Below are 13,722 nucleotides of genomic sequence, written 5' to 3'. Positions count from 1 at the left end.
CCGTCGGCATCACGAAATTCATCTCCTCCCGCCGCCCGAAACACAATCGTCATGAATCGGACACGGCCGCTCAATTACGAACCTGGATCGTCTCGACTTAACACAGAGCGATTACTCGGAAGGTCCCACCGTATGGTGACAGCAACTTCGCCCGCGAGCATCACCACCGCCGCGGGAGCGACAGAATCGGTTTCCGCCGAGGGCGTCGTGATGCGTGGTATCCACCGGTCCTTCGGTGAGAACACCGTCCTGCGCGACGTGTCGTTGCATGTGCGGCCCGGCGAGGTCTACGCGCTGCTCGGCGAGAACGGCGCCGGCAAGTCGACCCTGATGCGCATCCTCACCGGGTTGCTCCCGCCGGACTCCGGTTCCATTGCGGTGGACGGAAAGTCGCTCACCAACGGAGGCCGGGAGCGGATCGCCATGGTCCACCAGCACTTCATGCTCGTGCCGAGCATGACGGTCGCCGAGAACTTCCTGCTCGGCCGGTCCCCCGGAGTGATCGGCCGGAAACGTCTGCGGCGCGCAGAGGCTGAGATCGCCGCCCTCGCCGAAGACACCGGTCTCGCCTGCGACCCCACCGCACGCGTGGAGAACCTGTCGGTCGGCGAGCAGCAGCGCGTCGAGATCCTGCGTGCCCTGCACCTGGGCGCCGGTTACCTGCTGCTCGACGAACCGACCGCGAATCTCGCCCCGGCCGAGGTGCATTCACTGCTCGCACAGGTCCGCCGACTCGCCACCGAACGCGGCGTCGGGATCGTGCTCATCACCCACCATCTGGAGGAGGTCCTCGAGGCCGCCGACCGGGTCGGTGTGCTGCGAGGAGGGCAGCTCGTCGCCGAACGCCCCATCCGCGGAGACGGCGCCGAGAGCGTCACCACCGCCGAACTCGCCCGCGACATGGTCGGCCGCGAGGTCGGACTGGGCATCTGCCGCGCGGCCACCGAACCGGCCGGGAGCCGGAAGCTCGAACTGGTCGGCGTGTCCGTCCCCGATCAGTTGCACGACGTGACCCTCCGGGTCGCATCCGGGCAGCTCGTCGCCGTCGCCGGAGTCGAGGGCAACGGTCAGTCCGCCCTCGAGGACGTCCTGTCCGGGCTCGCCCCCGACTCCACCGGCGCGGTCGTCGTCGCCGAACGCGAGATCGACGCCTCGTCCCCCCGCGCGATGCGCGAGGCCGGTGTCGGCATCGTCCCCGCCGACCGCTACACCCGAGGACTGATCAAGTCGCTGGGGATCGATACCAATCTCGCGATCGACAGCTACACCGATCCCCCGCTCGCGCGTCGCTGGGGACGCCTGTCGCGGACCGCCGTCCGTGAACGCGCCGAGCGCATCATCGCCGCACTGTCGGTCAAGGCCCAGAGCCCGCGCACGCTCGCCGGCACCCTGTCCGGTGGGCACGCGCAGCGCGTGGTGCTCGGTCGGGTCCTCGACGGTGAGCCCGACGTCCTCGTCGTCGCCCAGCCCACCCGCGGTCTCGACATCGGTGCCACCGAATTCGTGTGGGACACCCTCGTCGAACACCGCTCCCGGGGCGCCGCGATCCTGCTCATCTCGTCCGATCTCGACGAGATCTGCAGCCTCGCCGACCGGATCGTCGTGCTCTACCGCGGACGGATCGTCGCCGAGTTCGACGAAGGCCCGTTCGACCGCGAAGCCCTCGGCTCGGCCATGGGCGGATTCCAGGAGGCCGCAGCATGACCGCCACACTCAGCCCACCGGTGACGACGCCACCCGAGCCGCCCACCGCGTCGCGGATCCGGGGCCTCGCGACCACCATCGGGGTGCCGTTGCTCGCCGTCGCCGTCGGCCTCGCGGCGGGTGGGATCCTCATCGTCCTCGCGGGCGGTGATCCGGGGCAGGCCTACGCGACAATGCTCGACGCTGCACTCGGCGGCGACACGCAGCTCGGTCGCCTGCTCACCGGTATGACGCCGCTCGTGCTCATGGGGCTCGGCTACGCGATCGCGTACCGCACCGGCTTCATCACCATCGGCGCGCAGGGACACTACGACGTCGGCGCCATCACCGCCACGGCCGTGGTGCTGAGCATGCCGCTGGGGACGAGCTGGATCGCGATCCCGATCGTCGCCGTCACCGCCGCGGCCGCAGGTGCGTGCATCGGCGGCATCGCGGGTGTGCTGAAGGCGCGGCTCGGGGTCAACGAGATCATCTCGTCGCTCATGCTCAACTACCTCGTCTTCTACACACTGGCGTGGGCGGTGCGCAAACCCCTCGCCAACCCCAACGGTTTCACCCCCGAGTCCGAGCGCATCCCCGACTGGGCAGCGCTCGCGACCATCCCCGGCACCCGCATCCACATCGGTGTGTTCGTCGCGATCGCGGCCGTTCCGCTGGTGTGGTGGCTCATGCGCTCGACCCGGTTCGGTTTCGCGTCGCAGATCGTCGGCGAGAGCCCGAGCGTCGCCGAGGCCAACGGCATCTCCGTCGCCCGCACCGTGGTCACCTCCGCTCTGATCAGCGGTTCCCTCGGCGGTATCGCCGGAGCGATCATGTTGCTGGGCAGCGAGTTCCGCCTGTCCCTGGCGATTTCGTCCGGGATCGGGTTCACCGCGATCGTGGTGGCGTTGCTCGGGCGCCGCAATCCGTTCGGCATCGTCCTTGCCGCGGCGCTGGTCTCCGGGCTCACCCTCGGTAGCCAGGCGGTGCAGCGCACCCAGGAGATCCCCGCGTCCATCGGCACCGTCGTCCAGGCAGTGATGATCGTGACGGTGCTGCTCGCCAACCGAATCGTGGAGCGTGCCCGATGAACTGGTCCGATGTCCTGGGCGCCGGTGCGCTCGTCCCGCTGTTCACCGCCGCGCTGCGCCTGGCGGTGCCGATCATCCTCGCCGCCGCCGGCGCGTGCCTCGCCGAGCGCTCGGGGCTGATGAACCTCGGCATCGAGGGGCAGATGATGGTCGGTGCGATCATCGCGTTCGTGACGGTGTACTACACCGGGCAACCGATGCTCGGCGCCGCCACCGGTGCCGCTGCAGGCCTGGTGATCGCCGCGATCGTCGGCTATCTGACGATCACGATGGCCGTCGACCAGATCATCACGGGCATCTCGGTGGTGATCCTCGGGACCGGACTCGCGTCCTTCCTGTACCTGCAGGTGTTCGGCGTGACCGGCACACCGCCGCGCATCCAGGGCACCACGCCCCTCGATCTTCCGGTGCTGTCCGACCTGCCGGCGCTCGGCCCGATCGTGTTCTCACAGTCGCCGCTCGTCTACCTCGCGCTCGCGCTGGTCGTCGTCCTGTGGTGGGTACTCACCCGCACGGCTTTCGGCCTGTCGATCCGCGCGGCCGGTGAGAGCCCCGAGGCCGCCGACTCGGTCGGTGTCTCCGTCCCCCGCACCCGGTGGAGCACGCTGCTGATCTCCGGGGCCGCAGCGGGCATGGCCGGCGCGCTCGTCATCGACGGTCTGGGTTTCTTCCAGGACGGCATCACCGGTGGTCGCGGCTGGATCGCGCTCGGTGTCGTCATCCTCGCGCGGTGGAATCCGCTCGGCGCCATCGCCGGTGGCTTCATGTTCGGTCTCGTCGACGCCTTCCAGTTGCGCGTGCAGGCCGCCTCGGGTGGGCAGGCCACGTCGGTGCCGTACGAGCTGTTCCAGGCCATGCCGTACGCCGTGACGCTGCTCGCGGTCATCGCCACCACCGTGTGGTTCTCGCGCAGCAATTCCCCGAAGGCGCTCGGCGTCCCGTTCGTCCCCGCGAAATAGCTTTCCCGTCAGCTTTCCCGTCAGTCATGGGGCTCGTAGTCGCGAGCCCTCCCTTCCCCGAGGAGAACCACGTGAAGAAATTGGGTACCGCTGTGGCGGCCGCCGCCGTCGTCGGAGCCGCCGTGACCGGGTGTTCGAGTTCCGACTCCGGTGGGAGCGGCTCGGCCGACGGGGTCGTCAAGGCCGCGATCATCACTTCGGGTCCGGTCAACGACGTCGGCTGGAATCAGGGCATGGTCGAGGGCGCCGAGAAGCTCGAAGTGGAAGGCCTCATCGATCTGACGGTCGTGCAGCAGGATTCGGGCGCGACCTCGGAGCAGATCGCCCAGATCGTCACCGATCTCGCGGAGGACGGCAACGAGCTCATCGTCGGCCACTCGTTCAACTACGGCGAACCCATCAAGGGCATCATCGCCGACTACCCCGACGTGCTGTTCGCCTATCCCGGCGGCTTCGGCGACATCACCGCCAACCTCGCCGACTACAGCCAGCCGTTCTACCAGGGTTCATTTCTTACCGGCATCCTCGCCGGCGACCTGACGAAGACCGGCATCCTCGCCGGCACCGCCGGTTTCGAGATCCCGGTGTGCAAGGCCCAGATCGAGGCGTTCGCCGACGGTGCCCGCCTGACCTACAAGGGCCCCGGCGAGATCCAGTTGCGTCCGTCCTACATCGGCGGATGGTCCGACGCGGCGGCCCAGACTCTCGAGGCCGTCAACGCCCTCGTCGACCAGGGCGCCGACCAGTTCTCCACGTGCGGCGTCGACGCGGCCACCATCGAGGGTGCCAAGCAGCGTGGTGTCGGCGTCGCCGGCTACACAATGGATCAGACCCCGCTGGCACCCGAGAACGTCGTCTCATCCGTCGTGTGGAATCTCGACGAGGTCCTCCGCGCGATGATCGCCGACGTCGAGGCCGGCAACGTCGACCCGGCGAAGTACTACGAGGTGGACATCACCGAGGGCGGTCTGGACGTGGTCATCAATCCGGCCTTCGTCGACAAGATCTCGCCCGAGGCGATGGCGCTGTTCGAGGAGTACCGCGAGAAGATCATGGCCGGTGAGTTCGAGGTCGAGTACAAGGGCGGCGACTGACCCCGAGACCATCCGATAGGCCGAACGAGACCGACGTTGTGTGCGATTTCCCGACGGATTTCGCACACGACGTCGGTCTCGTTCGACAGATCCGGCCTATGTTCGGACGCGCTCCGCGCACCACTCCACCAGCGCCGCCGCGAGGTCGTCGCGGGCGGACAGCTGTGGTGCGTGGTCGGACTCGAGCGACACGACCTGCGCACCCGGGGTGAGGCGTTGCATCTCCCGCTGGGTGACGAGCGGAACCGAACGATCCAGTGTCGCTTCGATGTACAGGCGTGGCAGGCTGCCGAATCGTTCCGGCGTCCAGGTGGGTGCCATGAGCCGGGCGGTTTCGAGTTGTGGCACGAGTCGGCGTGCGGCTCCGATCGCGTCGGTCGAATCCGCCTCGTGGAAGAACACCGCCGCGCCGGCCTCCGGGGGCACGACCGTCCCGCGACCGTCCTCGGTGGGTTCGAGCCAGCGTGAGATACCCACCGGCGCGTCGAGACCGATGCCGTCGCACAGCATCCCGAAGTCGGCCCCGGACGGAAGCATCATCCCCGCCACGTAGGCGACCCTGGCGACGCGCTCCGGCAGCATCTCCGCGACCTGCGTGACGACGATGCCGCCACCGGAATGACCGACGAGGATCACCGGGCCATCCAGTCCGGCAACGTGGTCGGCCACGACCGCGGCGACGTCGTCGAGCGTCACGTCGTCGGCGCCCCATGATCCGACACCGGGAAGCGCGAGCGGGTGTGGGACGTGCCCGGCCCGGCGGAGCGGTTCGAGCAGCGTGTCCCACACCCAGCTTCCGGCCCAGGCGCCGTGCACGAGCACGATATGACTCACGCGCGGTTCTCCCCCGTCGCCGCCAGCACACGGGCGGCTTCCCGTACTGCGGCGGTGTTGGCCTTGCCGTGCCGCGACCCGGCGAGCTTCGCCTTGATGTGGTCGCGGATCAGGATGGGTTCGTAGGGTTCCGGGCCCGCATACTCGGGCAGGGTGGAGACCACCGCGTCGACGTTGCCGTCGTGGAAGAACGCCACCGAACGACGGCGCCGGATCCTGCCGTCGACGATCGGCGGCTTCACGCGGTGCAGCGTCGACATCCACCGGTCGTCGGTGATGCGGGCGGTGAGATCACCGAGATTGACCAGTAGGGCTCCGGGCAGCGGTTCGACGTCGTGCCAGATGCCGTCGGAGCCGAGCACCTGCAGCCCTGCGACCCGGTCGGCCCACAGCACGGTGACGATCCCGAAGTCGGTGTGCTCGCCCATGCCGGTGAGGTCGCCGTCGAGGTCGACGGTGCCCTCGGGCAGCGCGTAGTTGTTCATGCGCAGCACATCGATCGAGTGGTCGGTGAGCCGTTCGAAGTAGTCGGGGGCCTGCCCGAGTGCGTCGGCGAAGATCCGGGTGAGGGTCCGCGCGACCCGCGAGGCCTCGGTGAAATAGGTCTGCACGCGGTCCTCGAAGCCGGGGACGTCGGGCCAGACGTTGATTCCGTAGTCGTCCTCCGACAGGTCCAGGTGGGGGAACGACCGGGCCTCCACGCCGACGTTGTATGCCTCGAAGAAATCGTTCATACGGCTGGCGGATTCGACGCCGAGGCTCAGGCTCAGCGACTCGCTCTTCGGCGGGCTGTATCCGCGGTTCGCGCCGACCACCCGGTACTGCTGCTTGTCGTCCATCGGCAGACCGAAGAAGTCGTCGAGGGCGGCGGCGAGGCCGTCGACCACCGGATCGGGGATGCCGTGTCCGAGGATCTGGACGAATCCCACACGGCTGCAGGCTTCGTCGATCTCACGGGCGACACGAGCGCGTTCGGCTTCCTCGCCGGCCCGGACGTACGGGCCGATGTCGACGGCGGGAACGACGAAGGCGTCAGACGGCGACTGGTTCATGGGCAACTCCGTGGGGAGAGGTGGTACCGGCCGAGGTGACGGGGGCCGGTGTGCCGGACCGGGACGCGCGAGCCAGTGTCCCGAGACGAGTGTGGTTGAACAGCAGGTTCAACGAGAACGCCGCGATCGCGGCGAGGGTGATGCCGCTGCCGAGCAGGATCTGCGCGGCGGACGGGAAGCGCTCGAACATGCCCTCGGCGAGTTCGGGCAGCAGACCCACACCCACTGCGACGGCGGCGATCGTGGAGTTGATGCGGTCGGACAGGTCCACCGAGCGCAGCGTATTGATGCCTACGAGGGCGACGGTGGCGAACAGGATCAGGCCGACACCGCCGACCACCGGCTTCGGCAGCGCCGCGACCACCGAGCTCACCTTCGGCAGCGCGCCGAGGACCACGAGGATCGCACCCGACGTGGCGGTGACGTAGCGGCTGTACACACGGGTGGTGGCCACCGCACCGACGTTCTGGGTGAAGACGGTGTCGACGAAGGCGTTGAAGACACCCGCGAGCACAGCGGACGCTCCGTCACCGGCGAGTCCGCGGGCGATGTCGCCCTTGCTGACGCGCTTACCGGTGATCTCGGCGACGGCGAGCATGCTCGCGGTGGATTCGGCGAAGACCACGGCCATGACGATGCTCATGGCGACGACGGCGGTGATCGGAAATTCGGGAGCGCCGAAGTGGAAGGGAGCGGGCAGACCCACCCACGACGAGCCCGCCACGCCGCCGAGGTCGATCAGGCCGAGCGGAACCGCGACGACCGTGCCGACGGCAAGGGCGATCAACACTCCGAGCTGGGCCCAGATGCCACGCCCGAGGCACAGGAAGGCGACGGCGACGACGATCACGAGCACGGCCAGGGCGATGTTGGTGGGCGAGGCGAAGGTGGGCGACGACGGGTCGGTGCCGACGATCAGCCCGCCTGCCACGCCGATGAGCGAGATCCCGACGACGGTGAGAACGACACCGGTGACGAGCGGCGGGAAGAACCGGATGATCCTGGCGAACGGCCAGGCCAGGGCGAGACCGACGATGCCGCCGATCAGCATGGAGCCGTAGACGGCCTGCAGGCCGTATTCCTTCGCGATGAGGATCATCGGCGTCAGGCCGGCGAAGGTCGCACCGCAGACGATGGGTAGGCGGACACCGACGAGTTTGCCGACACCGAGGCTCTGGACGATGGTGATCAGACCGGCGATCAGCAGGTCGGCGCTGATGAGCATCGCGATGGTGTCGCGGTCGAGTCCGACGGCCGCGCCGAAGACCAGCGGAACGGTGATGCATCCGGTGTACATGATCAGGACATGCTGGAGGCCGAACGCGAACTGCCGGAGGAACGGTAGTCGCGCGTCGACGGGGTGCGGTGAGGTCATGTGATCGCTCCCATTTCGGATGCAGTGCTGTATACGGTGCCGGATACAGCTTGGGGGCCGAAGTTTTCGGGCTCGAGTCATCGTGTTTCGCGCGGGTAAGAAACCGCTCACCGCACCCGCATCGGAGCTAGGTCAGTCGACCGTTCACGCGCAGACGGGCGATGCCACCGTCGGGATAGACGTCGAGCCGCACGAACTCCACCGGCGTCGGCGAATCGACGCGGAAACGGTGCCGGCAGTCCGGCAGCAGTGCGGTCCGCGGGACGAGTTCGACCCAGGACGATTCGTCGGACATCGCGTCCCCGCTGGGGATTCCGCTCAGGCGCGCCGCTCCCGGTGCGTTGCCGACGAAATAGGAGGTGTCGATCTCGACGTGGTCGACGCAGCCCGGCCCGGCGAGACGGATCACCACGTAGTCGTTGCCGTCGTCGCGGCGCCGGGCGTTCTCCCAGCCCTCCCCCATGTGCCGCGAGCGACCGAGGCCGATGATGTTGCGCGGCGACGAATAGAAACGGTTCGAGCACGCGACGACGTCGCCACCGTTCTCGAGGGCTGCGAGATCGATCGTGCCCGTGAGGAAGGCCGGGTCCGGGCGCGCATGCCCGTGCACCCGGAAGCGGGCCACACCGCCGTCGGGAAAGATGTTCAGGCGCAGGTGCGTCCAGCGCCGATCGTCGTCCACCGCGAAGGCGTTCGCGGTGTCGCCCTTCAGGGCCACGCGCTCGAGGACCGGTTCCCACGGCGCGTCCAGCAACTCCTGATCGGTCGGGTAGCCGACGAGGTCCACCCCGTCGACGGACGCGAAGGGCGGGTAGTTGCCCGTGAACCAGGCGGTGTCGATCACGACGCCCTCGACGACACCGGGAACGCCGAGCCGGACCACCGCGAAGTCGTGCCCGGGTTCGCGGCGACGCCGGGTCTCCCACCCGTCGTACACCTTTCCCTTGTGCCCGAACTCGGACGGATCGAAATCGGGTGCACCCGGCGAGATCAGATTCTCGCGACTCGCGAAGAACTCGTCGTTCGCGAACACGACGGCCCCGCCCAGCGATCGCGCGGCGAGATCGGGCAGTTGCAGGAAATCTGCTTCGGTCAACGGTTTTCCTTTCGGGAGAGCAACGCACCACGCGGTGCGGGGTCGGTGGCGCCGAGGGTGACGGTGAGCGGTTCACCGGCGAGCCAGGTCTGCCGCACGACCCCGGCCAGCGCGCGTTCGGCGTAGGGCGTCACGGCGTTGCGGTGGTGCAGCCGCTCCGGGAAGACGACGAAGGCGTCGTCGGGCGCGAAGACACACAGATCGGCACTGTTGCCCACGGCGATCGCACCGCGGTCGGCCAGGCCAACGAGGTCGGCGGTGCGGCCGGCCATCCAGCGCACCACGTCGACGAGTGTGTGCCCGCGCTTGCGGGCCTCCGACCACACGATGGGCAGTCCGAGTTGCAGCGACGAGATACCGCCCCATGCCTCACCGAAGTCGCCGGTGACGAACTTCTTCAGCTCCGGCAGACACGGCGAGTGATCGGAGACGATGCAGTCGAGCGTGCCGTCGGCCAGGCCGCGCCACAACGCTTCCCGGTTGCGGGCCTCACGGATCGGCGGACAGCACTTGAAATGTGTGGAGCCGTCGAGGATCTCCTCGCTGAACAGCGACAGATAGTGCGGGCAGGTCTCCGCGGTGACGGGCAGGCCCTCGGCCTTCGCCGCGGCGACGAGCGGAAGACTTCCCGCGTCCGACAGGTGCAGGATGTGCACGCGGCATCCGGTCTGCCGTGCACCGTCGATCACCTGGGCGACGGCACGGGACTCGGCGACCGGTGGTCGCGAGTACAGGAAGTCGTCGTATCGGGGTCCGGCCGGCGGGTCCTGCGCGTCGAGGGTCGGTCCGTCCTCGGCGTGCACGATGAGCAGGCCACCGAAGCCGGCGATCACGCGCATCGCCTCGATCATCTGCTCACGGTCCAGCGGCGGGTACTCGTCGAGACCCGAATAGGCGAGGAAGCACTTGAAGCCGTACACCCCTGCGTCCCAGAGCGGTTCGAGATCGGCAAGATTGCCGGGGATCGCACCGCCCCAGAATCCGACGTCGACGGTGACCTGCTCGGCCGCGACCTTCTGCTTCACCTCGAGGGCCGCCACGTCGACGGTGGACGGAATGGAGTTGAGGGGCATGTCGACGATCGTCGTCACTCCCCCGGCCGCGGCGGCACGTGTCGCCGTCGCGAAGCCCTCCCATTCGGTGCGGCCGGGTTCGTTGACGTGGACGTGCGTGTCCACCAGGCCGGGGAGCAGCACCTCGTCGTCGGCGAGGACGATCTCCCGCGCATCGGCCGGAACGGCACCGTCGTATTCCTCGATCGCGACGATGCGGCCGTCGCGCACGTGGACGGCGCAGCTGCCTTCCTCGTCCCCCACCACGGCACGTCGCGCGCGGATCACGGTGGTCATCGCGTCACCGTCGTCGGTCGACCCGCGAGCCGGGCCAGGTGGTCGAGATTCGTGCCGGTGCGATCGCATACTTCCTTCTCGGTGAGGGCTCCGCAGCTCGTTCCTCGCAGGAGAAAGGCGGCGAGAGCACGGGCGGTGGCGGGTTCGTCGAGATATCCCGACGACAGGGCCGGGTCGAGATAGGCCGCGACGCGTCCCGCGGCGGTGGACAGCGACCGGCGATAGAACGCGAAGGTCGCGGCGTAGCGGGTGGGCAACTGCGCCGGGTGCAGATCCCAGCCCTGGTAGAAACCGCGGCGCAGCGACCGGTCGATCAGGCGGGCGTGCAGTCCCCATGCCGCACGGATCTCGTCGCGGGTGCCGACGGGAAGGCGGTTGGTGGACCCGTCGGACAACCGCACCCCGGTGCCCGCTGCCGCGACCTGCATCGTGGCCTTGGCGTGGTCGGCGACGGGGTGGTCCATCGCCTGGTACTCCGCGGCGATGTCGCACGCGGCCGAGTAGTCGTAGGTGCCGTAGTGCAGTCCCGAACAGCGTCCGCGGGCCGCTCGGATCATCGTGGCGACGGCCGCGGTGCCGTCGGGTCCGCAGATCGCCTGTGGCGTCTCGATCTGGATCTCGAACCGCAGGGGTGCGGCGAGGGGGTAGGTGGCCTCGAGGTGTTCGCAGACCGTCACCATGGCGGCCACCTGTTCGGGCGCGGTGACCTTGGGCAGCGTCACGACGAATCCGTCGGGGAGAGCACACTTTCCGGTGAGTTCGGCGACGAAGGTGTCGAGCGTGCGGAGGCCGCGGCGCCGGGTGGCGGCCTCGAAGGACTTGAACCGGATGCCGACGAAGGGTGTCGCGGCGGGATCGGTCGCGAGTTCGGCGGCGGCGCGGGCGACGTGGGCGTCCTCGTCGGCGTCGCGTTCGTGCTCGGGAATGCCGGGGCGGGTGAACCCGTCCTCGAAGTCGATGCGCAGATCCTCGATCGGTTCGGTGCGCAGTTTGGCCTCCACGAGCGGGAGGACCGTCTCGGCCAGTTCGGGTTCGATGCCGGTGACCGCGGCGAGGTCCGCGGGTCCGTCGATGTGGGTGTCGAGGACGTCGAGCGCGTCGACTCCCCACCCCGCCACGATCCCGGCGTCGTAGCGGTCGGCCGGGACGTAGACGGTGTGCACCGGTTGGCGGGCACCGTCGGTCCCGGGATAGGTCGCGGCGTATGCCGCGTCGGTGTCCGCGAGCTGCGCGTCGAGCGCAGCCGCAAGCCTGTGCAATCCTGTCGGCACCCGAACTCCTGTCCTGTATCCACGGCTGTATACGTCGTGGTGCGCCGACGTTATCGGCGCCAGGTCATGTGTTCGGTTAACTGCGGTTACGGGCCCGTTACACATCTGCCGGGGCGGTGTTCGTCCTCGGCTGAACCCGGTCCGATGCCGCCGGATCGACGGCACAATGGTCGGCATGGAGCCGGAGCAGGGTCGTGTGATCGACTTCGCCACCGCCGCGAAGGCGGCACGGGCGACCGCCGCGAGGGCGGCACGGGCTGCACGGACTCCCGTGCGGGGAGCCGACGGCACCGAACCCCGTCTGCTCCGTCAGATCTACGGTGAGATCCTGCGCGACGAGCGTCGCGATCAGGACCGCAGCCTCGAGGACGTCGCCCGCACGGTCGGGATGTCGAAGCAGTACCTGTCGGAGGTCGAACGTGGGCGCAAGGAGGCATCCTCCGAGATGCTGCGGTCCGTGTGCGATGCGCTGGATCTTCCGATGGAGCAACTGCTCGCGCGCGGGATCCGCCGGATGACCGCGCACCGCACACTCCGGACCACTGGTCACGCCGGCGTCGAGTTGTGCGCCGCGTGACGGTGCAACTACGTCACAGTGTGACCACGTGACGGTGCAACTACGTCACAGTGTGACCACGTGACGGTGCAACTACGTCACAGTGTGACCACGTGACGGGTCATCCGTCCCGGTCGACGATGACGTGATCGGCCAGGCCGTAGGCGACCGCCTCCGCCGGTGAGAAGATTCGGTCCCGGTCGGTGTCGCGGCGCAGTTGGTCGATATCTCGTCCGGTGTGCGCGGCCAGGATCTCCTCGGTCTGGGCCCGCACCCTCATCACCTCCGCTGCCTGCAGGGCCAGATCGGAGATGGTGCCCTGCCCCTGCGCCGACGGCTGGTGCAGCAACACCCGCGAATGAGCGAGCACGTGCCGACGGCCGCGCGCTCCGGCCGCGAGCAGCACGGCGGCCGCCGACGCGGCCTGTCCCATGCAGTAGGTCGCGACCTTCGGGCGCAGGAACTGCATGGTGTCGTAGATCGCGAGCATCGCAGTGGACGATCCGCCGGGTGAGTTGATGTAGAGGCCGATCTCCCGATCGGGGGATTCGGCCTCGAGATGCAACATCTGCGCCATGATGACGTTGGCGACCCCGTCGTCGATCTCGGTACCGAGGAAGACGATGCGTTCGTTGAGCAACCGGCTGAAGACGTCGAACGACCGCTCCCCCGCCGGTGTGCGTTCGATGACGTTCGGGATCGTGTAGGTGCTCATCGTCCCAGTCCCATCTGCCGTCCCGTGGCGAACGGCGCCAGTTCGGCCAGCGACCCGACGACGGTGTCGACGATGCCGTACTCGCGTGCCTGTTCGGCGGTGAACCACCGATCGCGGTCGCTGTCGCGTTCGATCTCCTCGAGCGAATGTCCGGTGGCGTCCGAGAGGATCTGCTGCGACTGCAGTTTCATGTATTCGAGATTCTCGGCCTGGATCGCGATGTCGACGGCCGTCCCCGAGAATCCGGCCGAGGGCTGGTGCATCATGATCCGACTGTGGGCGAGGCTCGCGCGTTTGCCCTTCGTGCCCGCCGCCAGCAGGACCTGCCCCATGCTGGCGGCGAATCCCGCTGCCACGGTGACGATGTCGTTGGGAACGAGTTGCATCGTGTCGTAGATGGCGAGGCCGGCGAAGACCGATCCGCCCGGTGAGTTGATATGCAGGACGATGTCGCGCCGGTCGTCGGCGGAGGCGAGCAGGACGAGTTCCGAGCAGACGCGCTCGGCCATCTCGTCGTCCACCTCCCCGGTCAGTCGCAGGATGCGCTGACGGAAAAGCCTGTCGGCCAGTTGGTCCCGGTACGAGAATGGTTCGGTGGTCGTCATGCAGCCAGCCTGACCCCGGACGGGCGCGAACCGGCGGTTCGT

The 13,722-nt window shown here is 68.4% G+C and carries 13 protein-coding genes; 5 read left to right on the top strand and 8 right to left on the bottom strand.

The features are described from left to right. Positions 1-132 precede the first annotated feature (132 nt). The 4 genes from U9J23_RS06325 to U9J23_RS06310 all read left to right on the top strand — a co-directional run bounded on the left by U9J23_RS06325 (position 133) and on the right by U9J23_RS06310 (position 4,827). Positions 133-1,704: an ABC transporter ATP-binding protein gene (locus tag U9J23_RS06325; RefSeq protein WP_326601929.1), complete on the top strand. Its 1,572-nt coding sequence runs from the start codon at positions 133-135 to the stop codon at positions 1,702-1,704. After that, positions 1,701-2,774, top strand: a complete 1,074-nt coding sequence (locus tag U9J23_RS06320; protein ID WP_145708290.1) for an ABC transporter permease — start codon at positions 1,701-1,703, stop codon at positions 2,772-2,774. The genes U9J23_RS06325 and U9J23_RS06320 overlap by 4 nt, the downstream gene beginning before the upstream one ends. Next, positions 2,771-3,733: an ABC transporter permease gene (locus U9J23_RS06315; protein ID WP_059383032.1), complete on the top strand. Its 963-nt coding sequence runs from the start codon at positions 2,771-2,773 to the stop codon at positions 3,731-3,733. Before U9J23_RS06320 ends, U9J23_RS06315 begins: the two co-directional genes overlap by 4 nt. A 71-nt stretch (positions 3,734-3,804) precedes the next feature. Continuing rightward, entirely contained in the window at positions 3,805-4,827 is a 1,023-nt protein-coding gene (locus U9J23_RS06310) for a BMP family protein (RefSeq protein ID WP_229580421.1), read from the top strand. Between the two features lie 96 nt (positions 4,828-4,923). Here U9J23_RS06310 and U9J23_RS06305 read toward each other — a convergent pair whose 3' ends face one another. The 6 genes from U9J23_RS06305 to U9J23_RS06280 all read right to left on the bottom strand — a co-directional run bounded on the left by U9J23_RS06305 (position 4,924) and on the right by U9J23_RS06280 (position 11,804). Continuing rightward, positions 4,924-5,661: an alpha/beta fold hydrolase gene (locus U9J23_RS06305; RefSeq protein ID WP_059383034.1), complete on the bottom strand. Its 738-nt coding sequence runs from the start codon at positions 5,659-5,661 to the stop codon at positions 4,924-4,926. Continuing rightward, positions 5,658-6,713, bottom strand: coding sequence for an isopenicillin N synthase family dioxygenase (locus U9J23_RS06300; RefSeq protein ID WP_059383035.1), 1,056 nt, complete (start codon positions 6,711-6,713; stop codon positions 5,658-5,660). Before U9J23_RS06300 ends, U9J23_RS06305 begins: the two co-directional genes overlap by 4 nt. Further along, complete coding sequence (locus tag U9J23_RS06295) at positions 6,694-8,088, bottom strand: uracil-xanthine permease family protein (RefSeq protein WP_059383036.1); 1,395 nt, start codon at positions 8,086-8,088, stop codon at positions 6,694-6,696. Before U9J23_RS06295 ends, U9J23_RS06300 begins: the two co-directional genes overlap by 20 nt. 127 nt (positions 8,089-8,215) lie before the next feature. Next, complete coding sequence (gene alc, locus U9J23_RS06290; protein WP_106200404.1) at positions 8,216-9,184, bottom strand: allantoicase; 969 nt, start codon at positions 9,182-9,184, stop codon at positions 8,216-8,218. Next, positions 9,181-10,533, bottom strand: coding sequence for an allantoinase AllB (gene allB / locus U9J23_RS06285; protein WP_059381521.1), 1,353 nt, complete (start codon positions 10,531-10,533; stop codon positions 9,181-9,183). The genes alc and allB overlap by 4 nt, the downstream gene beginning before the upstream one ends. Continuing rightward, a complete protein-coding gene (locus U9J23_RS06280) occupies positions 10,530-11,804 on the bottom strand; it encodes a DUF6986 family protein (RefSeq protein ID WP_059381522.1) in 1,275 nt (424 codons plus the stop codon). The genes allB and U9J23_RS06280 overlap by 4 nt, the downstream gene beginning before the upstream one ends. Before the next feature lie 166 nt (positions 11,805-11,970). On the opposite strand from U9J23_RS06280, the gene U9J23_RS06275 reads away from it, so the two are divergent. Continuing rightward, positions 11,971-12,381, top strand: coding sequence for a helix-turn-helix domain-containing protein (locus tag U9J23_RS06275; RefSeq protein WP_326601923.1), 411 nt, complete (start codon positions 11,971-11,973; stop codon positions 12,379-12,381). A 100-nt stretch (positions 12,382-12,481) separates the two neighbouring features. Here the strand turns inward: U9J23_RS06275 and U9J23_RS06270 are convergent, their stop codons facing one another. Both U9J23_RS06270 and U9J23_RS06265 read right to left on the bottom strand, forming a co-directional pair. Then, positions 12,482-13,075, bottom strand: coding sequence for a ClpP family protease (locus tag U9J23_RS06270; RefSeq protein ID WP_160874873.1), 594 nt, complete (start codon positions 13,073-13,075; stop codon positions 12,482-12,484). Continuing rightward, entirely contained in the window at positions 13,072-13,680 is a 609-nt protein-coding gene (locus U9J23_RS06265; protein ID WP_326601919.1) for a ClpP family protease, read from the bottom strand. Before U9J23_RS06265 ends, U9J23_RS06270 begins: the two co-directional genes overlap by 4 nt. Positions 13,681-13,722: the final 42 nt, after the last annotated feature.

Origin of the sequence: Rhodococcus sp. PD04, from assembly GCF_035918275.1 — a bacterium.
In the GTDB taxonomy this organism is placed as follows: domain Bacteria; phylum Actinomycetota; class Actinomycetes; order Mycobacteriales; family Mycobacteriaceae; genus Rhodococcus; species Rhodococcus rhodochrous.
The sequence above is the reverse complement of the archived record's forward strand: the minus strand, read 5'-3'. Positions and strand labels throughout refer to the sequence as shown.

What these genes read in the sequence shown, in the direction of transcription:
- U9J23_RS06325 (WP_326601929.1), top strand. Translation starts at nt 133, where the DNA reads ATGGTGACAGCAACTTCGCCCGCGAGCATCACCACCGCCGCGGGAGCG.
- U9J23_RS06320 (WP_145708290.1), top strand. Translation starts at nt 1,701, where the DNA reads ATGACCGCCACACTCAGCCCACCGGTGACGACGCCACCCGAGCCGCCC.
- U9J23_RS06315 (WP_059383032.1), top strand. Translation starts at nt 2,771, where the DNA reads ATGAACTGGTCCGATGTCCTGGGCGCCGGTGCGCTCGTCCCGCTGTTC.
- U9J23_RS06300 (WP_059383035.1), bottom strand. Translation starts at nt 6,713, where the DNA reads ATGAACCAGTCGCCGTCTGACGCCTTCGTCGTTCCCGCCGTCGACATC.
- U9J23_RS06295 (WP_059383036.1), bottom strand. Translation starts at nt 8,088, where the DNA reads ATGACCTCACCGCACCCCGTCGACGCGCGACTACCGTTCCTCCGGCAG.
- allB (WP_059381521.1), bottom strand. Translation starts at nt 10,533, where the DNA reads ATGACCACCGTGATCCGCGCGCGACGTGCCGTGGTGGGGGACGAGGAA.
- U9J23_RS06275 (WP_326601923.1), top strand. Translation starts at nt 11,971, where the DNA reads ATGGTCGGCATGGAGCCGGAGCAGGGTCGTGTGATCGACTTCGCCACC.
- U9J23_RS06270 (WP_160874873.1), bottom strand. Translation starts at nt 13,075, where the DNA reads ATGAGCACCTACACGATCCCGAACGTCATCGAACGCACACCGGCGGGG.
- U9J23_RS06265 (WP_326601919.1), bottom strand. Translation starts at nt 13,680, where the DNA reads ATGACGACCACCGAACCATTCTCGTACCGGGACCAACTGGCCGACAGG.